Here is a 20,284-nt window from a genome sequence, read left to right on the forward strand (position 1 = left end):
CGTCGGTAAGCCGGGTGCTGAGGTGGTCAGGCCGTGTGCCTCGGCGCGCGGGAACCTCCCTGGCGGAGGGCTCGACCCGTCGAGTTGACGGGCCGGGTGATTGCCGAGGGGCAGGCATCCCGCAACCGCCAAGACTTCAATCGTCTCATTGACGATAAGTGTCGTCCTGTGCCAAGCTGGCGGGGCGTCAATGTGCGGACACACACATCGTTTTCGGAACTTCCTCACGCCTGCGCCGCCCGGGCGCCCCCGCCTCGCACTGCCGCCTGCCACGTCCCGTCACCGTCCGTCCGGTCCGCCTCTTCCGCGCGCCGCCGCACCTTACGGAGCCCCCGATGCCCCATGCCCGCGTTCCGCACCCCCGACTGGACGCGCACAGCGTCGACCGGGCCGCCGGCGTACTTCTCGGTGCGGCCGTGGGCGACGCGCTGGGCGTGCCCTACGAGTTCGAGGCGCGACTGCGCGACGACCAGCAGCCGCGGATGATCGGCGGCGGGCTGGGACCGTACGAGCCCGGCGAGTACTCCGACGACACCCAGATGCAGGTCTGCATCGCCGAGGTCGCGGCCACCGGCGCGGACCTGCGCACCCCAGAGGCTCTCGACGCGATCGCCGTCAACTTCCAGAAGTGGCTGAGCGGCGGCGCGAGTGACGTCGGCGCGCAGACCCGCACCGTCCTGGGGGCCGCCGCTCGTGCCGACGGGGCGCCGGGCGCGGCTCTGCTCGACGCCGCCCGTCGCTTCAGCGCCGGAAACGAACGCGCCGCCGGCAACGGTTCGCTCATGCGCACCGGGATCGTCGCCCTGAGTCACCTGGGCGACCCTCAGGCGATGGCCGAGGCCGCCGTCGCCGTCAGCGCGCTCACCCATCCGGACCCGGACTGCGCCGACGCCTGCGTGCTGTGGTGCTCGGGCATCCGCATCGCGGTGCTCGACGGCACGTTCGACGGTGTACGCGCCGGCCTGGACCTGATTCCCGCGGAGCGCCGAGGCGTGTGGGCGCGACGGCTGGACGAGGCGGAGGCCCACCCGCCGCACCACTTCACCAACAACGGCTGGGTCGTCCACGCGCTGCAGGCCGCCTGGTCGGCGATCACCCGCACAGCCGTTCCCGAACTGTCGCCGGCGCAAGGCGAGTTCCCGGCCCAGCACCTTCGCCTCGCCCTGGAGGCGGCAGTGCGGGCCGGCACGGACACGGACACCGTCGCGGCGATCGCCGGCGCACTGCTCGGCGCGCGCTGGGGCTGCTCGGGCGTCCCTCAGGAGTGGCAGCGGGTCGTCCACGGCTGGCCCGGCCACACCGGGGCAGACCTGGTCCGGCTGGCGGTGCTCACCGCCCGCGGCGGGAAGGACGACGCCCCAGGCCGGCCCTCGGCGCCTCACGAGGCGGCGGAGTCCGCCGAGCGGGATCAGGCCCAGCGTCCTGAGGCATTCGAGGAGAGCAGGAAGCCGGATCGGGACCGGACCGCGGAGCCGGGGCGGCCCAAGAGCTTCCTGAAGGAGAAGACGGCCCTTTCCCGGGTGCGCGGCCTGCTGCTCGGACTGGCCGTCGGGGACACCCTCGGCGCCGCCGGGGGGAAGCTGCCGTCCGGCGTCCCGTTGCGGGCCGGGGTCTCGACTCAGCTGGCTTGCTTCACCGCCGAGGGCACGATCCGCGCTCTCGTGCGCAGCGCCCACAGGGGCCTCGGGCCGACCCCAGGTGTGGTGTTCCACGCCTACTGCCGGTGGGCCGCTCTGCAGGGCATCGAGTCCGAGCGGATGCGGAGCCGCTGGGTCGGGGCGGAGGACGACAGGGTGTGGCCGGACGGCTGGCTCGCCCAGGTGCCCGTGCTGGCCCAACGACGCGGTTCCGCACCGGCGACCGTCACCGCCCTTTCACGGGTCGAGCCCGGCGGCATGGGAAGTCCGACGACCAGCCGCGGCTGCCACGCGCTCACCCGTGCTCTTCCTGTCGCTGTGGCGGGCACCGCTGCCGAGGGCTCGAAGGCGTCAGCCTATTGGGCACGCGAGATCGCCGCCTTCACACACGGCGACTCCGCCGCGCAGTCCGCGGCGGCGCATGCGGTCGTACTGGCGGGGCACTGCCTGACCAGCGGGCCGCACATGCAGGAGAGCCTGACCGGCGGGCGGTCGCAGGTACGGCAGGCGCTGCTGGAGGGCATTCATGCCCTTGACGACGTTGACGATCCCGCCCTCACCGCCGACGAACGCGATCGACTGCACGCGGCGCTCGAGCAGGCCGACGAACATCCCGGCGAGGCGGCTCGGCTCGCGCGCCTCGCCCCGGACGCCACCGCGCCCTCGGCGCTGCTCGGCGGACTGTACGTCGCGGCTTCGTTCCCCGACCGGGACCAGGTGGACGCGGCTCTGGGTTTCGCCGCCCTGGCACCCGACGGCGACTCGGTGGCCTGTGTGGCCGGGGCGTTCCTCGGCGCCGCGCACGGCGCCGAGGCATTGCCGGTCGACCTGGTCAGCCGCCACGAACTGGCCTGGGTTCTCGACACCCTGGCCCGCGATCTCATCGCCCAGCTCACCGACTCCCCCAGTGGCGGCGAGTACACCAGTGGTTGGGATCCCCACTGGCATGGCCGCTACCCGGGTTGGTGATCCACTGGCTGCGGGAGTCCGGAGCATCGGACAACCGAGGGTCTTGACCCGCCTCATCTCGCCCTTCTTCGAGGGCGGGTCAGGTCAACCGGACTCGGGTGAAGCGGGATGTCATGTGGAGGTCCGTTTCGATTCGGGCCGCTGTCGTCCGTAGGTGGGGGAGGAGGTCGCGTTCGCATTCCTCCGGGGTGCGGCGGGCCGCGTGGGCGGTCATGGTCAGGGCCGCGACCGTGCGGCCGGTGCGGTCGTGGACCGGGACGGCCAGGGCGCGCAGGCCCTCCTCCCACTGCTCGTCGACCAGGGCGTGCGGGGTGCCCTCCAGGAGCAGGCGGCCCGCCGCCGTCTCGGGGGCCGGCAGGTGTGTGCCGGGTTCTATGGACGCGCTCATGACGTGACGGGCCTGCACGCCGGCCGTGCAGCGGATCTCGTCGCCGAAGGGCGTGAGGACCGCCAGCGACGTCGACTCCTGGATCAGGTCCGTCAGGGTCTTCAGGTGGGGAGCCGCGATGCGGGGGAGCGTGGTGCGGGAGAGGGGCGGGAAGCCCAGGGCCAGCACTCGGGGGGTCAGGGAGAAGGCGCCGGTCGGCGACCGGGTCACCAGGCCCAGGTGCTCGTACGTGATCAGGGCCCGGCGCGTCGTCGCTCTCGTCAGGCCCGTCGCCCTCGCCGCCTCCGCCAGGGTCAGCTCGGGTCTCCCCTCGTCGAACGCCGTCAGCACCGTCAGGCCCCTGGCCAGGGACTCGATGAACTCGCGGCCCAGTTCCTGCTTGGAAGCGCCCGTCCACAGAGCCAGGGGCGAGGGGGGTGGCGTGGGCTGTGGGGGAGCGCTCTCGTGCAGGGCTCGCTGCATCGCGTCCGCCGCCTCCCGCAGGCGGGGCAGGAGCGTAGCCCGTAGGTCCTCGGCCGTATGACGGCTCGTGTGGCTCACCACGCTCGCCACGCAGGCGATCCGGGACGTGCCGGGGTGCCGTACCGGGACCGACACCGCCACCAGGCCCGGTTCGATGAGTTGGTCGTCCAGTGCCCAGCCGTCGCGCGCCGCCTGGTCCGTCCGGCGGGCGAAGTCCTGTTCGCGCGTCGCGTCCGGGGTGCGTGGCGGGAGCGCCGGGAAGTCCCTGCCGTCCGGGTCCGTCGTGCGGCGGGTGCGCCAGAGGGTCCAGTCGGCGTCGGTCCATTCCGTTGCGAACAGCGGCCCGGGCGCGGTGCGTTCGGCCGGGAGCAGATCGCCGATGCGGAAGCTGAGGGACATCGCACGGCGGCGGGTCGCCTGGTGGATGAAGCGGATGCCGTCCCGGTCGGCGACCGCGAGGGAGACCGACTCGTCTAGTTCGTCCGCGAGTCGGTCCGCCCGGCCGCCGAGCAGGGCGGGGAGGAGGAGAGCCGCCAGGTAGGCGTTGCCCAACTCCAGCACGGGCGGCGCGAGTACGACGTCCCTGCCGTCCAGGCGGACGTGACCCATGCGGGCCAGGGTCGCCGCGATGCGGTCGACCGTGGAGCGGGCCAGCCCGGTGGCATGCTCCAGACCGCTCAGGCTCATCGTGCCGCCCGCCGCCGTCAGTTCCCGGAGCACGGCGATCCCCCGGATCAACGGCGCGACAGCCTCCCGCGGGCCCACCGCATCACCCGTGGCCACGGCATCATCCGGTGCGACCGCATCATCCGGCGCCACCGCATCATCCGGTGCGATCGCATCCTGCGGGACGGCGACTTCCGCGACGGCGACTTCCGGCACGGCCGCCTCCCGCCCAGTCGGCCCCGGCGTCCCGCGCCCTCCCCCGGGGGACCGCAGCGGTCCGTTCGGCCTCGGCGGATCCCCGGCGGGCGTGGGCGTGTTCGCGGGCATGAGCTTCGGTTCTCCGATACGGCGATACGACTGTGCGGCGATACGACTGTGCGGCGATACGGCGATACGGCGATACGGCGGTGCGGCGATACGGCGGTGCGGCCATACGACTGTGCGGCGGTACGGCGGTGGCGGCAGGCCCCACCGTAATGCGCGGCCGCCGGGCCTTCGCCTACGACCGTGTCACCCGCACCCGGTAGTTCCCCTCCAGGTCGGCCGCCGTCACCGCGACGCGCAGCCCCTGCTCAGGGTCCTCGAACGTCTCACCCGGCGCGAACGCCGCGTCCGACAGCTCGGCGTGCACGTTGGGGCTGCGGGTGCAGCCGCCGCTGTCGCGGTGGGCGTCATGGACGCGCACCGGGCCCATGCCGGTGTCCACCTCCGCGTCGATCTTGTAGACGAGGACACCGGGACGGCACACCGTCTCGTCGTTGCCGCCGTGCGCGCGCAGTTCGAACGCGTAACTGGTACGACGGTCGATCGGTACGACGATCAGCTTGGGGCCGCCGGGACGGTACAGCGGCGTGAGGGTGTACTCGGCGGTGCCGGTCGCGCTCGCGCAGCGCACCTGGTCGGTGTCCAGCCAGCCCAGCTTCCACTTGTGCCAGCCGAGCAGGTCGTTGTTGGACCCCCAGTCCTCGCTCATGATGTCCCAGTGGCCGACCGCGCCCCCGCCCTCCTGGGTGTACAGGTCGGGCAGGCCGAAGACATGGCCGTTCTCGTGGGGGAGGACCCGGTAGCCGGTGCGGTCGTAGGTGCCGGAGCCGTCGTCCTGGCGGGAGTAGACGAAGGACGCGTTGGCGACGGGGACGCCGTCGGCCACCGGGGCCTCGGTGTTGCCGGCGAACGTCACCGACAGGACCGTGTCCAGCGCGGAGGGGCCGGCGTTGGGAGTGACCAGCACGTTCATCAGGTCGTACGAGCGGAAGTCCACCTTGGGGTCGGCGACGGCCACGATGTCCTGGATCAGCCGCCGGTAGCCGGGGTCGAAGGGCGCGCCGCGCTCCATGCCGTACTCCTCGAAGGACTTGGGCATGCGCAGCCAGCCGGGGATCGGGGTGTCGGGGCGGTAGTCGAGGCGGCCGTAGGACGCGGTGCGGAACCATTCCTGGGTCTGCGGGAAGAACTCGCGGTAGCGGTCCAGCGCGTTGCCCGCGCCCGGCGCGTCGGAGAAGTCGATCATCAGCGTGAGAGCGCGGACGGTGCCCGTGGAGCGTGCGTAGCCGCCGGGCGTCGGCACGCCCTCCGACATCTGCACGGTGGGGCTGCCGTAGATCAGGCAAGGAGTGTGGGCGGCGGTGCGGGCGGGGGAAACAGGGCCGGCCCCGCCCGTCGCCGGGTTCGGGGGGAGCCGTCCGGAGCCCGCGGAGGTGCTCACCGCCAGGGTCAGAGCCGTCACGGACGCGAGTGCGGCCGCCCGGCGGGTGCGTATCCGACGGCGGGGCGCGCGGGGCAGGGCCGCAGGGAGTGCGTCCCCTGAGGAGGCCGACGGCGCCTCCGCAGCAGGAGCGCCGGGGCCTTCCCCCGGTTGCGCAGCAGAAGCGCCGGGGCGCGCGCGGCCCCCCGCTTCCTCGGCGGGAGCGGTAGCACGCGCACCGTCCCCCCGCAGCCGTCCCGGCCCGGCGCTCGTCTCGGGGCGCTCGGGCTGCGGCTGCATGCGGGGACCCTTCGCTCCGGCAGCCGCCGGTCACCGGCTGCACCCTCGGCATCACCCTCCGTCGTCAAGTGGTGGCGCGCGCGCTGGGGCGGCCGATCGTGGGTTACCGGAAGGTAGGGGCAGAGGTGATCCAGGTCACATGAAAAAGGTCCGGCTCTCGGAATTAACGGGGACTGTTCCCCCGTTTAGCCAGTGTCCGAGCAAAACGGGGAACGCTTCCCCGGTTCGGTTCAAGGATCAACCGATTCGAAGGAGTGCACCGTGCAGACCGTCCACCCCGCGACGCGCAAGGCGACCCGGCCGCGCGCCGACGCCGTGCGCAACCGGGAGCGGATCGTCACCGCCGCCCGCGAGATGTTCGTCGAACTCGGCCCCGACGTGCCGCTCGACGACATCGCCCGCCGGGCCGGCGTCGGCAACGCCACGGTGTACCGCAACTTCCCCGACCGCGACGCGCTGATCCGCGAGGTCGTCTGCTCCGTCATGGACCGGACGGCCGAGACGGCCCGGCAGGCGCTCGCGGAGACCGGCGACGCCTTCGGCGCGCTGGAGCGCTTCGTGCACGGGGCCGCCGACGAGCGCATCGGCGCGCTCTGCCCGATGGTCGCCAGCACGTTCGACGAGAACCACCCCGACCTCGTGGCCGCCCGGCTCCGCGCCGAGCAGCTGATCGAAGAGGTCATGGAGCGCGCCCGGCAGGCGGGGCAGCTCCGCGCCGACGTGGGCATCGGGGACCTGATGGTCGCCGTGGCCCAGCTCAGCCGCCCGCCGGCCGGCACCGCCTGCCTGAGCGCCGACCGTTTCGTCCACCGCCATCTTCAGCTGTTCCTGGACGGACTGCGGGCCCCGGCCCGATCCGTTCTGCCGGGCGCGGCCGTGACCATGGAGGACCTCCGCCAGGCCTGACCCACCTGAGTCACCTCACCCATCCGACCTACGTCACTCAGTCAGACCCGAGCTGACCCGCGTCAGCCCGCAGACCTTCCGGCCGTCGCCGTTGCCGTGTCGTCGACGTGCCGCGCCTTTTCTCGTCTTTTTTCCGTCACGCAGTCCCGAAGTGGGTACCTCCATGTCTGAAACAGCCAGCAAGGCTCCCGGCGCCGTCCAGGCGGACCCGGGCCGCTGGAAAGCGCTCGTCTTCATCGCGCTGGCCCAGCTGATGGTCGTCCTCGACGCCACCATCGTGAACATCGCCCTGCCTTCCGCCCAGCAGGATCTGGGCATCTCCGACGGCAACCGGCAGTGGGTCGTCACCGCCTACGCCCTCGCCTTCGGCGGTCTGCTCCTCTTCGGCGGCCGGATCGCCGACCTGTGGGGCCGCAAGCGGGCCTTCGTCGTCGGCCTGGCCGGTTTCGCCGCCGCCTCCGCGCTGGGCGGCGCGGCCACCAACGAGGCGATGATGTTCGGCGCCCGCGCACTCCAGGGCGTGTTCGGCGCGCTGCTCGCACCCGCCGCGCTCTCCCTGCTCGCCGTGATGTTCACCGACGCCAAGGAGCGCGCCAAGGCGTTCGGCATCTACGGCGCGATCGCGGGCGGCGGCGGCGCCGTCGGCCTGATCCTCGGCGGCTTCCTCACCGAGTACCTGGACTGGCGCTGGACGTTCTTCGTGAACATCCCCTTCGCCGTCGTCGCCGCGGCCGGCGCGTACTTCGTCATCCGTGAGCCGGAGGGCGGCCGCAACCGCTCGCCGCTCGACATCCCCGGCGTCGTCCTGTCCACCCTGGGCCTGGTCGCGCTGGTGTACGGCTTCACGCGCGCCGAGTCCGATGGGTGGAGCGACTCCCTGACCGTCGGCATGTTCGTCGCGTCCGGTGTGCTGCTGCTGGCGTTCGTGCTGGTCGAGGCGAAGGTCAAGGCCCCGCTGCTGCCCCTGCGCGTGGTCACCGAGCGCAACCGCGGCGGCGTCTACCTCTCGCTCGGCCTGGCGATCATCGCCATGTTCGGCCTGTTCCTCTTCCTGACCTACTACCTGCAGGTCGTGAAGGGCTACACGCCGGTGAAGACCGGCTTCGCCTTCCTGCCGATGATCGTGGGCATGATCACCGGGTCCACCCAGATCGGCGCCCGGCTGATGACCCGGGTCCCGCCGCGGCTGCTGATGGGCCCCGGCTTCCTGGTCGCCGCGCTCGGCATGCTGCTGCTGACCCGCATGGAGATCGACTCCTCCTACGCGACCCTGCTGCTGCCGGCGATGCTGCTGCTCGGCCTGGGCATGGGCTCGGCGTTCATGCCGGCCATGTCCCTGTCCACGCAGGGCGTCCAGGCCCGGGACGCCGGTGTCGCCTCCGCGATGGTCAACACCTCGCAGCAGGTGGGCGGCGCGATCGGCACGGCCCTGCTGAACACCGTCGCCGCGTCCGCGACCACGTCGTACATCACGGACCACATGGCCTCGGCGACCTCCGCTCCGCAGCGGCAGCTGGTCCAGCTGGAGGGCATGGTGCACGGCTACACCAACGCGATCTGGTTCGCCGTCGGGATCTTGGTCACCGCCGCGGTGATCGCCCTCACCCTCGTCAACGCCGGCAAGCCGGACATGGGCGCGGTGACCGGCTCCGACGCGCAGGACGCCGACGACGCGATGCCGGTCCCGGTGGTCGCCCACTGACCCCCGGCCGCTAGGGAGGCTCCCCGCCGGCCGGCGCGTGCGGATCGGCGCCCGCCGGCTGGCACCCGCGTCCCGGCGGGCCTCACCTCAGCCAGGGCAGGTCCGCCCCCGCCTCGTTGGGCTGCAGTCCCTCGGCGATGATCTCCATGATCTCGCCGAGGGACTTCTGCTGTTCCGGGGTGAGCCGGTCGAAGAGCGCGTTGCGGACGGCGTTCACATGGCCGGGCGCGGCGCTCTTCAGCATCTCCAGTCCCTGCTCGGTCAGCACCGCGAACTGGCCGCGCTTGTCCGAGGGGCAGTCCTCGCGGCGCACCCAGCCGTTCTTCTCCAGGCGGGCGACGGCATGGGAGAGACGGGACCGGGTGATCTTCGCCTGCATGGCCAGCTCGGTCATGCGCAGCCGCCGGCGCGGGGCCTCGGCGAGTTTGACGAGGAGCCCGTAGTAGACGTGCGGCATCCCCGCGTCACGTTGGAGCTGGCGGTCCATGTGGTCTTCGAGGAGGTACGTGGCGTGCAGGTAGGAGCGCCAGATGCGCTGCTCCTCTGCGGTGAGCCACTGGGGCTCTTCAGCGGGTGCGGCAGCCGTCTTCATGTACTCCACTGTACGGGTTTCGTCCTTGAAACTTAAACAAGTGGTGCGTACAGTGAGATGGAGATGAAGTTTAGTCTTCAAGCAAAGCTGTCGAGGGTCCCGCCCTCGGAGGGAGTCACCGCCATGTCCGCCCCCGCCGCTCAGGAACGCGCCGTCCCGCAGGAGCGGGAGCGCATGCCCGCCCTGTACCTCAGCCACGGCGCTCCACCCCTCGCGGACGACCCGGTCTGGCCCGGCCAGCTCGCCGCCTGGTCCGCCGGCCTGCCCCGCCCCAAGGCGATCCTCATGGTCTCCGCCCACTGGGAGGAGGCCCCCCTCGCCCTCGGCGCCGTGGAGACCGTCCCCCTGGTCTACGACTTCTGGGGCTTCCCCGAGCACTACTACCGGGTGACCTACGGCGCCCCCGGCGCGCCGGAGCTCGCCGAAAGCGTGCGCAAGCTGCTGCGCGCCCCCGGTATGCCCGTCCAGGACATCCCCGACCGCGGCCTCGACCACGGTGCGTACGTCCCGCTCGTCGAGATGTTCCCGGACGCGGACATCCCTGTGCTGCAGATCTCCATGCCGACCCTCGATCCGGTGCGGCTGATGGAGATCGGGCGCCGGCTCGCGCCCCTGCGGGAGGAGGGCGTGCTGATCGTCGGCTCCGGCTTCTTCACCCACAACCTCGCCGCGCTGCGCCACGCCGGCGGCGTGCCCCGCTGGTCGACCGAGTTCGACGACTGGGGGCGGCGGGCGCTCGACGCCGGCGACGTCGACGCGCTCCTCGACTTCACGCGCAAGTCACCGGCGGGCCTGCTCGCCCACCCGCGCACAGAGCACTTCGCACCGCTGTTCGTGACGATGGGCGCCGCGGACGCGTTCGGCGAGCTGGGGGAGCAACGGTCGGTGATCGACGGCTTCTGGCTGGGCCTGGCCAAGCGGTCGGTGCAGTTCGGCTGAGCGCGCGGGGGCACCGCGCCTGCCCGCGCCGCCTCGCCGAGCCGCCCCGTGCCGTCACAGCTCCTTCTCGTACCAGGCCACGTCCCAGTACCTGCCGAACTTGCGGCCGACCTCCCGGTAGGTGCCGAGGTAGCGGAACCCGAAGCGTTCGTGCAGACGGGTGGACGCCTCGTTGGGCAGCGCGATGCCCGCGTACGCGCGGTGCAGGTCCTCGCCGGCCAGCGCCTCGAAGAGCGCCTCGTAGAGAAGGGTGCCGACACCGCGGCGGCCGGCGCCCGCCGCGACGTAGACCGCCACCTCCACCGACGTCGAGTAGGCGGCCTTCGGGCGGTGAGGGCTGGAGGTGGCGTAGCCCAGAATCTCCTGTGAACCGGCGTCCACGGCAACCATCAGGCGGTACGGCCCGTCTTCAGGGTGGGAGAGCAGCCAAGGGCGGCGCTCTTCCACCGTGAAGGCCACCGTGTCGAATGTGATGGGCGTCTCACGTACGTAGTGGTTGTAGAGCTCCGTGAGGGCTTCGAGGTCCGCCTCGACTCCCGGTCTGACCTGCACCTCTGTACGGTCCGACATCCTCTCGCCTCCCTGGGTGGCCGGACAGGGTACTGCATGATCAGAAAATTCGTGGGTCGGGTTGGGAATTCTGTCCTGATTCCAGTCGTTGTTTCCATCGGATGCCGGGCACACGAGAAGAGTGCCGAGCGTCTACGGACCACCCGCTGACCCACCATCGCAAGGGAGCACGCATGGCAACCCGTGCCGTCGCCCGTCGTCAGTCCGCCACCGGCGAGACCGGCGCGGCAAGCAGTGTTCGCGTCCACGGCGGGGAGCTCGCCGACCGCGATCTGGTCGGCATGTACCTCGACGAGATCGCGCGCACACCACTGCTCGACGCCGCCAAGGAAGTCGAGCTGTCGCAGATCATCGAAGCGGGTGTGTTCGCGCAACAGGTCCTCGACGGGTACGAGGAGTCCAAGGCGGACGCCTCCCGTGAGGAGCTCGAGGCCCTCGTCGCCGACGGGGAGCGCGCCAAGGACGTCTTCATCCGTTCCAACCTGCGCCTGGTCGTCGCGGTCGCCCGCCGCTACCCGCGCAGCGGCCTGCCCCTGCTCGACCTGATCCAGGAGGGCAACGCGGGACTGGTGCGCGCGGTCGAGAAGTTCGACTACCGCAAGGGCTTCAAGTTCTCCACGTACGCGACCTGGTGGATCCGCCAGGCGATCACGCGCTCGATAGCGGACCAGTCGCGCACGATCCGGCTGCCCGTCCACCTGGTGGAGGAACTGGGCCGCATCCGCCGCGTCCAGCGCGAGTTCAACCGGGAGAACGGCCGTGACCCGGAGCCCGTGGAGATCGCCGAGGAGCTGGGCTCCACGCCGGAGCGCGTCATCGACGTGCTCGACTGGGCCCGTGACCCCGTCTCGCTGAACATGTCGGTGGACGACGAGGGCGAGACGCAGTTCGGCGACCTGCTGGAGGACACCTCCGCGGTCTCGCCGGAGCAGTCCGTTCTGACGCTGCTGCGCAGCGAGGAGCTCGACGGCCTGATCGACCGCCTCGACCCGCGCACGGCCTCCATCATCAAGATGCGCTACGGCATCGAGGACGGCCGGGAGCGCACCCTGACGGAGGTCGGCAAGCAGCACGGCCTGACCCGTGAACGCATCCGCCAGATCGAGAAGCACGCCTTGCTGGAGCTGAAGAAGCTCGCCCGGTCCACCGGGTTCGAGGCGGCGGCGTAGCCCAAGGGACCGGTGCCGTCCTCAAGGCGCCGTGAACACCGCGCTGTGCGCCGCCCCTCGCGGGCGGCGCCGCGCCGCTGCGTGGACGAGCCGACTGAGCCGCCTCGCGCGCACGGTGGCCGAAGTCCGCGGCCAACATGGCGATACAACGCCGCTTAACCGGTGACACCGGGGGAACAAGAATTCCAGGCACGGGAGTTCGGACCCACCGGACCCCGAAGCCGTACGACCACGTGGCCTGCGTCGCATCTCGGTTCCGCGCCGAGCGTCCGCTTCGCATGCCATGCGCAGGAACCCCCGGACCACGTCCCGACGCACCCCCCCCGGCGGCGGGACTGCCCCAGGCCGGGCCTCGGCGCCTTCCCCCCCAAGGCGCCGGGCCCGGCCTTCTTCTCACCCCGGTCACGCGCGCCAGGCTCGCCCGCCCGCGCCCGGACCTGCCGAAGGGCGGGTCACCCCGTACCTGAACCCCGGGGTGGCCCGCCTGAATGGCAGATTGTGTCACAGGGGCATAGCCTGCAACTGTGACCAGTTCCACCCCCGCTCCGGTCCCGTCCTCGGCCTCACTCACCGAGCGGCGCAAAGCGGCGACACGGATGGAGATCGCGCGGGCGGCCGCCCGCCTCTTCGTGAGCCGCGGCCTCAAAGCCACCCGGGCCGAGGACATCGCCGGCGCCGCGGGCATCGCTCCCCGCACCTTCTACCGGTACTTCGCGACCAAGGAGGAAGCCGTCGCGCCCCTCTACGCGGAGGGCGCCCGGCGCTGGGCCGACGCGGTGCGCGATGCCCCGCCCGAACTGCCCCTGCCGCAGGCGCTGGAACACGCGGTGCGGCACACCCTCACCCCCGGCGAGGGGGTGTCGGCCGCGTCCTGGGAATGGGCTCGCACCCTGATCCGCCTCGCCGCGAGCAGTCCTGCCCTGGGCAAGGTCTGGGCCGAGGTCTGCCACACCTCGGAGGAGACGCTCGCGCAGATCCTGCGGGAGCGGCGAGCGGGCACGCAGGAGCACGACGACACAACCGGCCTGACCGCCGACGAACGGTTCACCGCGGCGGTCGCCGACGCCGCGGTGAGGGTGGCCGTCGAGAGCTGGTCCCGGGGCGACCAGCCGCCGACCGGCCCGCAGGGCCCGGCCGAACTGGCCCTGCGCAACCTGGAGAAGCTCCGCGGGGCCGGCTGGGAGTAGCCCTACCTCTGCGGACCCGCCCCCGCCCTGCCCAGCCTCCCGCCCAACTCCCTCACGCACTCGACCAGTTCAGCCGGCCCGTGAACGGTGAACTCGCAGCCGACCAGAGCCAGACGCATCGCCACCCATTCCACCGGGTCACTGGTCACCCCACGCAGCCGGCAGCCGCCCGTGGTCCCGTCGTCGGAACCTTCGCCGGTTTCGGAGGCCGAGGTGAGCCAGGCGGGCAGCCGGGCCGTGACGAACTCGGCCGGCTCCGCGAACGTGACGTCGTACGCGTACTCACGGGTGTCCGGGCGGCGGTGGATCGACCGGCGCAGGTACTCCGCCGCGTCCCCCGTCGGCAGTTCCCGCGGGGTGAAGCGGGCGCCGGTGGCGAAAGGGTCGCGCACCCGGTCGACGCGGAAGGTCCGCCAGTCCTCCCGTTCGAGGTCGTAGGCCACCAGGTACCACCGCCGACCGGTCGACACCAGCCGGTACGGCTCGGTCAGACGGCGGGACTGGGTGCCGTCCTTGGCTCGGTAGGCGAACCGCAGCCGCTCATGGCCGGCCACCGTGGACGCCATCACGGTCAGCGTCTCAGGGGCGATGCTCGCGCCGTCGCCGCTGGTCAGCGGGGTGGTCGCGGCCTGCAGCGTGGAGACGCGGTGGCGCAGCCGGGCCGGCAGCACCTGCTCCAGCTTGGCCAGCGCACGCACCGAGGCCTCGTCCACGCCCTCCAGCGCGTGCCCGGCGCCGGCCCGCAGGCCGACCGCTATCGCCACCGCCTCCTCGTCGTCGAGGACGAGCGGCGGCATGGCCTTGCCGGCGACCAGCCGGTAGCCGCCGTCCGACCCCATCGTGGCCTGGACCGGGTAGCCCAGTTCGCGCAGCCGGTCGATGTCGCGCCGGACCGTGCGCCGGGACACCCCGAGCCGGTCGGCGAGCTCGCCGCCGGGCCATTCGCGGGGCGTCTGGAGGAGGGAGAGGAGCTGCAGCAGCCGTGCCGGAGTGTCCGTCGTCATGCCTTCGAGGATGCCGCACCACTAGGACACGATCTGACCTACTGGGCTCCTAGTCTCCGGGGCATGACTTCCACCGAGACACCGCCGACGTCCACACCCCCGAGCGCCGGGGACCGCCGCCGCTGGTTCGCCCTCGCGATCGTGATGACCGCGGCCTTCATGGACCTCGTCGACGTCACGATCGTCAACATCGCCATCCCGTCCATCCGGCAGGAGGCCGGCGCCTCCTGGAGCCAGATCCAGTGGATCACCGCCGGCTACGCGCTCGCGTTCGCCGCCGGTCTCGTCACCGGCGGTCGTCTCGGTGACATCCACGGCCGCAAGCGGCTCTTCCTCGTCGGCATCGGCGGTTTCACCCTCGCCTCCGCGCTGTGCGGATTCGCCGTGAACCCGGAGATGCTCGTCGCCTCCCGCATCCTCCAGGGAGCCATGGCGGCGCTGATGGTCCCGCAGGTGCTGTCGATCGTGCACGCGACCTTCCCGGCGCATGAGCGGGGCAAGGTGTTCGGGCTGTTCGGCGCGATCGTGGGGCTCGGCGCGGTCTCCGGCCCGCTGCTGGGCGCGCTCCTGACGGAGTGGAACCTGTTCGGGCTGGGCTGGCGGCCCATCTTCCTCATCAACCTCCCCGTGGGCGTCGCGGGTCTGATCCTCGGCAGCCGCTTCATCACCGAGTCCCGCGCCCCCAGGGCGCTCAAGCTCGACCTCGTCGGCGTCGCGCTGGTGACGCTGGGTCTGCTGATGCTGCTCTACCCGCTCACCCGCGGGCGCGAGTTGGGCTGGCCGCTGTGGGGGCACGTCTCGATGACCGGTTCGCTCGTCGTCTTCGGGGCCCTGGTCGTGTACGAGCGGCGCAAGGGCACGCGGGACGGCTCTCCGCTGATCGAGCTCTCCCTGTTCCGGGTGAAGAGCTTCGCCGCCGGCATCGCGGTCCAACTCGTCTTCGGCATCGCCCTCGGCATCTTCTTCCTGGTGTGGACGCTGTACATGCAGGAGGGGCTGGGCTGGACCCCGCTGCACGCCGGTCTGACCGGCGTCCCCTTCTCCCTCGCTGTCTCGACGGCCGCCGGTCTGTCCGTGCAGAAGCTGGTCCCGCGCTTCGGCCGCAAGGTGCTCCAGGCGGGCGCGCTGACCCTGGCCCTCGGCGTTCTGCTCTACATCTGGGAGTCCGCGCGGTACGGCCTCGACATCACGTCCTGGCAGATGGCGCCGCCCCTGGTGGTGATGGGCGTCGGCATGGGCCTGATCGTCGCGCCGCTGACGGACGCGGTGCTGTCCGGGGTGCCGCGCGAGCACGCCGGGTCGGCCTCCGGGCTGATCAACACCGTGCAGCAGATGGGCAACGCGCTCGGTCTTGGCCTGGTGGCGGTGGTCTTCTTCGGCCGGATCGGCGAGCGTCTGACGCCGGCCCAGGTGGGCCCGGAGTTCGCGGACGCCTTCCGGTACGCGCTGGGCTGGGTGGCCGCGGTGATGGGCGCGATCTTCCTGCTGATGTTCGCCCTGCCGAAGCGGCCCGCGCAGCACGTGGAAGGCGCGGACGCGGCGGCCGGGGAAGAGGGCACCGAGGAGGAGGCGGCAGCCGGGGAGCCTGCCGACGCGAGGAAGCTGCCCGGGCAGAAGACGGCGTCCGAACTCGTCGGCTGAACGGGGTCGCGCGGACGAGGTCCCGAGAACGAGGTCTCCGAGGAAGGGCCCGGCGATGGACGCCGGGCCCTTCGGCGTGTGCGCAACCCTGCGACGGCGGCCGCGTGAAGTCCGTTCATGCCCGATTCGGGCCCGAACCTGTTTACTTTCCGGAAAACCGGGCGTAGCCTCCCTGTAGAAACCACACGTTCGGGCACGACTCGGAGGCGAAGCGGACATGTACGCACCGGAGCGTCAGCAGGCGATCCTGCGGCTCGCCCGTGACGGCGGCCGTGTGGACGTCGTGTCGCTCGCCGAGGAGTTCCAGGTCACCGCGGAGACCATCCGCCGCGATCTGAAGGCCCTCGACCGCGCCGGCCTCGTCCGCCGCGTCCACGGCGGCGCCATACCCGTCGGACGCCTCGACTTCGAGCCGGACCTCGCGGAGCGCGAGAGCACCTCCGCGGACGAGAAGGACCGCATCGCCAAGGCGGCCCTGTCCGAGCTGCCGTCCGAGGGCACGATGATCCTCGACGCCGGTACGACGATCGCCCGCCTGGCCGCCGCCCTCCCCCTGGAGGCCTCGCTGATCGCCGTCACGCACTCCCTGCCCATCGCCGCCCGCCTCGCGGACCACCCGGGCATGCAGCTCCACCTGGTCGGGGGGCGCGTACGGCACCGTACGCGCGCAGCCGTGGACGCCTGGGCGCTGCGCGCGTACGGCGAGATCCGCGCCGACGTCCTGTTCGTGGCCGCCAACGGCTTCTCCGCCGAGCACGGTCTGACCACGCCCGACCTCGCCGAGGCCGCCGTCAAGAGCGCGGCGATGGCGGCGGCCCGCCGGGTGGTGCTGCTGGCCGACTCCGCCAAGCACGGCCAGGAGCACTTCGCGCGCTTCGGCGACCTGAGCGACGTGGACCTGCTGATCACCGACAGCGGGCTGAGCCCCGACGACGCCGCCGCCATCGAGCGCGGCGGCACGGAAGTAGTGCGCGCATGATCCTCACCGTCACCCCCAACCCGTCCCTCGACCGCACGTACGAGGTCCCGTCGCTGGAGCGCGGCGAGGTCATCCGCGCCACCGGCGAACGCATGGACCCCGGCGGCAAGGGCGTCAACGTCTCGCGCGCCGTGACCGCCGCCGGACGGCGTACGGTCGCCGTCCTGCCCCTGGGCGGCGCGCCGGGCGCGCTCGTCGCCGACCTGCTCGACGCGCAGGGCATCGAGGTCGCACCGGTGCCGGTCGCCGGGGCCACCCGCTCCAACATCGCGCTCGCCGAGTCCGACGGGGTGCTCACGAAGATCAACGCGCCCGGCCCGGAGCTGAGCGCCGCCGAGCAGGAACTGCTCCTGGAGACCGTGCGCGAGCAGTCGCACGACGCCGACTGGATCGCCTGCTGCGGCAGCCTTCCCCGGGGCCTCGCGCCGTCCTGGTACGCCGATGTCGTCGCGCGGGCGCACGCCGGGGGAGCGCGGATCGCGCTGGACACCTCGGGGCGCGCCCTCCTGGAGGCGCTGCGCGAGCGGCCCGACGTGGTGAAGCCGAACGCCGAGGAGCTCGCGGAGGCCGTCGGGCGGCCGCTGGCGACGGTGGGCGACGCCGTGAAGGCGGCGGAGGAACTGCGGCAGATGGGGGCGCGCGCGGTGCTCGCCAGCCTGGGCGCCGACGGACAACTGCTGGTCGAGGACGGGGGCGCCTGGTTTGCCTCTGCGCGAGTGGACGTCGTACGCAGCAACGTGGGCGCCGGCGACTCCTCGCTCGCCGGCTTCCTCATCGCCGGCGGCAGCGGCCCGCAGGCCCTCGCCTCCGCCGTCGCGCACGGCGCGGCCGCGGTCCAGCTCCCCGGCAGCGTGATGCCGACCCCGGCCGATCTGGACCCGGCGGCGGTGACGGTCACGGCGGAACTCCCGACGGACCGCGAACTGAAGGAGCCGGTGTCATGACCGCACCGCAGAGCACGGCCGCGCCCCTCGTCGCACGCCCCGGGCAGGGGTGGCGAGCGGATGTGTTACTCGCCGCTCGTGGCGGGCAGCAGGGCAACGGGTCGCGAGGCGACCTGAGCCGCCGTGTGACACCGCCGAGGCGAGGGGTCCCCCGCCCCGCCTCCTGCTCCTCCCCCTCCCCCCTCTCCGTCCCCGTCCCCACCCCCGCCCACCTCACGCTCCGGGCGATACGCGTGCGAAGGAGCCCGCGATGAGTGACATGATCACCGCGGACCTGGTCGACCTCGACCTGTCCGCCGATACCAAGGAAGCGGCGGCGCGATCCCTCGCCGAGCGCATGGTGGCCCAGGGCCGGGTGACCGACCTCGACGGCTTCCTCGCCGACGTCGCCGCCCGCGAGGCGCAGATGCCGACCGGCCTCGACGGCGGCATCGGCATCCCGCACTGCCGCAGCACCCACGTCACCGAGCCGACGCTCGCCTTCGGGCGCGCCGCCGAAGGCATCGACTTCGGCGCGCCCGACGGCCCCGCCGACCTGATCTTCCTGATCGCCGCCCCGGCCGGCGCCGACGACGCCCATCTGACGATCCTGTCCTCCCTGGCCCGTCAGCTGATGAACGCCGACTTCACCTCCGCACTGCGGTCGGTGCGGGACGCGGGCGCCGCCGCCGCGCTGATCCGCGGCGAAGAGCCGGCGGCCGGCACGGACACCGTGGCGGACACGGACACCGCGGCCGACGCCACCGGCAGCGCCGGTGAGCACACCCAGGACGCCGCCGTGGCGTCGGCGGCGGCCTCCGCCGACGCCACGGCGGGCAGCACCACACCCATGCCGGCTCCGAGCGGCACACCCGGCGAGACCCCCGCCGAGCGCCCCTTCCGCGTCGTCGCCGTCACCTCCTGTCCCACCGGCATCGCGCACACCTACATGGCGGCCGAGTCGCTGGAGAACGCCGGCCGTGAGGCGGGCGTCGAACTGGTCGTCGAGACGCAGGGCTCGGCCGGCTTCACCCGGCTCGACCCGGCCGTCATCGCCGCCGCGGACGGCGTGATCTTCGCCCACGACGTGCCCGTACGTGAGAAGGACCGTTTCGCCGGCAAGCCCACCGTGGACGTCGGCGTGAAGGCGGGCATCAACCGCCCGGCCGAGCTGATCTCCGAGGTCCGCGGCAAGGCCGAGCGCGGCGAGGTCAGCGCCTCCGCCGGCGGCGGCACGCCGGTCGAGCGGGCCGGGGAAGCCGGCGACGGCTACGGCACCAAGCTCCGCAAGTGGCTGATGACGGGCGTCAGCTACATGGTCCCGTTCGTCGCCGCGGGCGGTCTGCTGATCGCCCTCGGGTTCGCGATCGGCGGCTGGGAGATCAGCAAGGCACCCGCGGTCACGGAACACTTCTCCTGGACCCAGGTCGACAGCTGGGCCGCCCTGATGTTCCAGATCGGCGGCGTCGCCTTCAACTTCCTCATCCCCGTCCTCGCCGGATACATCGCGTACGGCATGGCGGACCGGCCCGGTCTCGTGCCCGGCTTCGTCGGCGGAATGATCTCCTCCACCATCGCCGCGGGCTTCCTCGGCGGCCTGGTCGCCGGTCTGCTGGCCGGTGGCGTGGTCCTCGGCATCCAGCGGATCAAGATCCCGCCGGTGCTGCGCGGCATCATGCCGGTGGTGGTGATCCCGCTGATCTCCTCGATGATCGTCGGCTTCCTGATGTTCGTCGTGGTCGGCAAGCCCATCGCCGGGGCCCAGAAGGCCATGACGGACTGGCTCGCCGGACTGTCCGGCTCCAACGCCATCCTGCTCGGCATCCTGCTCGGCCTGATGATGTGCTTCGACCTCGGCGGCCCCGTCAACAAGGTCGCGTACGCCTTCGCCACGGCCGGCATCGCCGTCCAGAACCCCAGCGACTCGGCGATGAAGATCATGGCCGCGGTCATGGCGGCCGGCATGGTCCCGCCGCTGGCGATGGCCCTGGCCACCACCGTGCGCGGCAAGCTCTTCACCCAGACCGAGCGCGAGAACGGCAAGGCCGCCTGGGTCCTCGGCGCCTCCTTCATCTCCGAGGGAGCGATCCCGTTCGCCGCGGCCGACCCGCTGCGCGTCATCCCCGCCTCGATGGCGGGCGGCGCGGTGACCGGCGCCCTGTCGATGGCCTTCGGCGCGACGCTGCGCGCCCCGCACGGCGGCATCTTCGTGGTCCCGCTGATCGGCAACGCGGTCCTCTACCTGGTCGCCATCGCCGCCGGCGTGTGCGTCACGACCGCACTGGTCGTCGTCCTCAAGGGCCTGCGCAAGACGGCCCCCGACGCCTCCGCCGCAGGCCCGGGCACCGGCGCGGCCACCTCGGCCACGCAGCAGAAGCAGCCGGTCGCGGCGTGAGCCGCGGCTCGCGGTACCGGCCACTCGGCTGACACGAACGGCCGGGGGGGGGGCCCCCCCCCCCGGGGGGGGGCGGGGCCCGGGGCGGGGGGGGCCCCCGACCCCGGGCGCCCCGCCGAGCGCACCCCACCCGGCGCCGAACCAAAACAACAAACACAATACACGCGAATT

Annotated in this window: 15 protein-coding genes; 10 read left to right on the forward strand and 5 right to left on the reverse strand. The window is 72.4% G+C overall.

Annotated features, from left to right (window positions below; translation table 11 throughout):
* The first annotated feature begins 335 nt into the window (after positions 1-335).
* Positions 336-2,606, forward strand: a complete 2,271-nt coding sequence (locus ACFYXA_RS23155; RefSeq protein WP_389035799.1) for an ADP-ribosylglycohydrolase family protein — start codon at positions 336-338, stop codon at positions 2,604-2,606.
* 79 nt (positions 2,607-2,685) lie between these two features.
* Here the strand turns inward: ACFYXA_RS23155 and ACFYXA_RS23160 are convergent, their stop codons facing one another.
* Both ACFYXA_RS23160 and ACFYXA_RS23165 read right to left on the reverse strand, forming a co-directional pair.
* Entirely contained in the window at positions 2,686-4,449 is a 1,764-nt protein-coding gene (locus tag ACFYXA_RS23160; RefSeq protein WP_389035802.1) for an IclR family transcriptional regulator C-terminal domain-containing protein, read from the reverse strand.
* Positions 4,450-4,621: 172 nt separating this feature from the next.
* Positions 4,622-5,848 (reverse strand): M6 family metalloprotease domain-containing protein, encoded by a 1,227-nt coding sequence (locus ACFYXA_RS23165; protein ID WP_389035805.1) that lies wholly within the window; start codon positions 5,846-5,848, stop codon positions 4,622-4,624.
* A gap of 519 nt (positions 5,849-6,367) precedes the next feature.
* Between ACFYXA_RS23165 and ACFYXA_RS23170 the strand changes: the two genes are divergently transcribed.
* Both ACFYXA_RS23170 and ACFYXA_RS23175 read left to right on the forward strand, forming a co-directional pair.
* Positions 6,368-7,012, forward strand: coding sequence for a TetR/AcrR family transcriptional regulator (locus ACFYXA_RS23170; protein WP_389035808.1), 645 nt, complete (start codon positions 6,368-6,370; stop codon positions 7,010-7,012).
* A gap of 163 nt (positions 7,013-7,175) precedes the next feature.
* On the forward strand, positions 7,176-8,714 hold the full coding sequence (locus tag ACFYXA_RS23175) for an MFS transporter (RefSeq protein WP_389035811.1): 1,539 nt from the start codon (positions 7,176-7,178) through the stop codon (positions 8,712-8,714).
* 82 nt (positions 8,715-8,796) lie between these two features.
* On the opposite strand, the gene ACFYXA_RS23180 is transcribed toward ACFYXA_RS23175, so the two are convergent.
* Positions 8,797-9,306, reverse strand: coding sequence for a MarR family winged helix-turn-helix transcriptional regulator (locus ACFYXA_RS23180; protein WP_130442254.1), 510 nt, complete (start codon positions 9,304-9,306; stop codon positions 8,797-8,799).
* Between the two features lie 174 nt (positions 9,307-9,480).
* Here ACFYXA_RS23180 and ACFYXA_RS23185 point away from each other — a divergent pair, with 174 nt between their 5' ends.
* Positions 9,481-10,245, forward strand: a complete 765-nt coding sequence (locus tag ACFYXA_RS23185) for a dioxygenase (RefSeq protein WP_389036189.1) — start codon at positions 9,481-9,483, stop codon at positions 10,243-10,245.
* A 54-nt stretch (positions 10,246-10,299) separates the two neighbouring features.
* On the opposite strand, the gene ACFYXA_RS23190 is transcribed toward ACFYXA_RS23185, so the two are convergent.
* Positions 10,300-10,815 carry a GNAT family N-acetyltransferase gene (locus tag ACFYXA_RS23190; RefSeq protein ID WP_389035816.1) on the reverse strand — a complete coding sequence of 172 codons (516 nt, stop codon included), beginning with the start codon at positions 10,813-10,815 and terminating at the stop codon, positions 10,300-10,302.
* A 173-nt stretch (positions 10,816-10,988) separates the two neighbouring features.
* On the opposite strand from ACFYXA_RS23190, the gene ACFYXA_RS23195 reads away from it, so the two are divergent.
* A complete protein-coding gene (locus tag ACFYXA_RS23195) occupies positions 10,989-11,984 on the forward strand; it encodes a sigma-70 family RNA polymerase sigma factor (protein WP_352246421.1) in 996 nt (331 codons plus the stop codon).
* A 596-nt stretch (positions 11,985-12,580) separates the two neighbouring features.
* Positions 12,581-13,171 carry a TetR/AcrR family transcriptional regulator gene (locus ACFYXA_RS23200; RefSeq protein WP_389036192.1) on the forward strand — a complete coding sequence of 197 codons (591 nt, stop codon included), beginning with the start codon at positions 12,581-12,583 and terminating at the stop codon, positions 13,169-13,171.
* A gap of 2 nt (positions 13,172-13,173) precedes the next feature.
* On the opposite strand, the gene ACFYXA_RS23205 is transcribed toward ACFYXA_RS23200, so the two are convergent.
* The gene (locus ACFYXA_RS23205) at positions 13,174-14,175 is read right to left on the reverse strand and encodes a helix-turn-helix transcriptional regulator (protein WP_389035819.1); all 1,002 of its coding nucleotides are present in this window, start codon (positions 14,173-14,175) and stop codon (positions 13,174-13,176) included.
* A 63-nt stretch (positions 14,176-14,238) separates the two neighbouring features.
* Here ACFYXA_RS23205 and ACFYXA_RS23210 point away from each other — a divergent pair, with 63 nt between their 5' ends.
* The 4 genes from ACFYXA_RS23210 to ACFYXA_RS23225 all read left to right on the forward strand — a co-directional run bounded on the left by ACFYXA_RS23210 (position 14,239) and on the right by ACFYXA_RS23225 (position 20,113).
* Positions 14,239-15,816 carry an MFS transporter gene (locus ACFYXA_RS23210; RefSeq protein WP_389035822.1) on the forward strand — a complete coding sequence of 526 codons (1,578 nt, stop codon included), beginning with the start codon at positions 14,239-14,241 and terminating at the stop codon, positions 15,814-15,816.
* Between the two features lie 217 nt (positions 15,817-16,033).
* A complete protein-coding gene (locus tag ACFYXA_RS23215; protein ID WP_130442264.1) occupies positions 16,034-16,795 on the forward strand; it encodes a DeoR/GlpR family DNA-binding transcription regulator in 762 nt (253 codons plus the stop codon).
* Complete coding sequence (gene pfkB / locus ACFYXA_RS23220; protein WP_352246417.1) at positions 16,792-17,739, forward strand: 1-phosphofructokinase; 948 nt, start codon at positions 16,792-16,794, stop codon at positions 17,737-17,739. The genes ACFYXA_RS23215 and pfkB overlap by 4 nt, the downstream gene beginning before the upstream one ends.
* A 250-nt stretch (positions 17,740-17,989) precedes the next feature.
* The gene (locus ACFYXA_RS23225) at positions 17,990-20,113 is read left to right on the forward strand and encodes a fructose-specific PTS transporter subunit EIIC (protein WP_389035826.1); all 2,124 of its coding nucleotides are present in this window, start codon (positions 17,990-17,992) and stop codon (positions 20,111-20,113) included.
* Positions 20,114-20,284: the final 171 nt, after the last annotated feature.

Source organism: Streptomyces sp. NPDC002566 (assembly GCF_042889585.1).
In the GTDB taxonomy this organism is placed as follows: Bacteria; Actinomycetota; Actinomycetes; order Streptomycetales; family Streptomycetaceae; genus Streptomyces.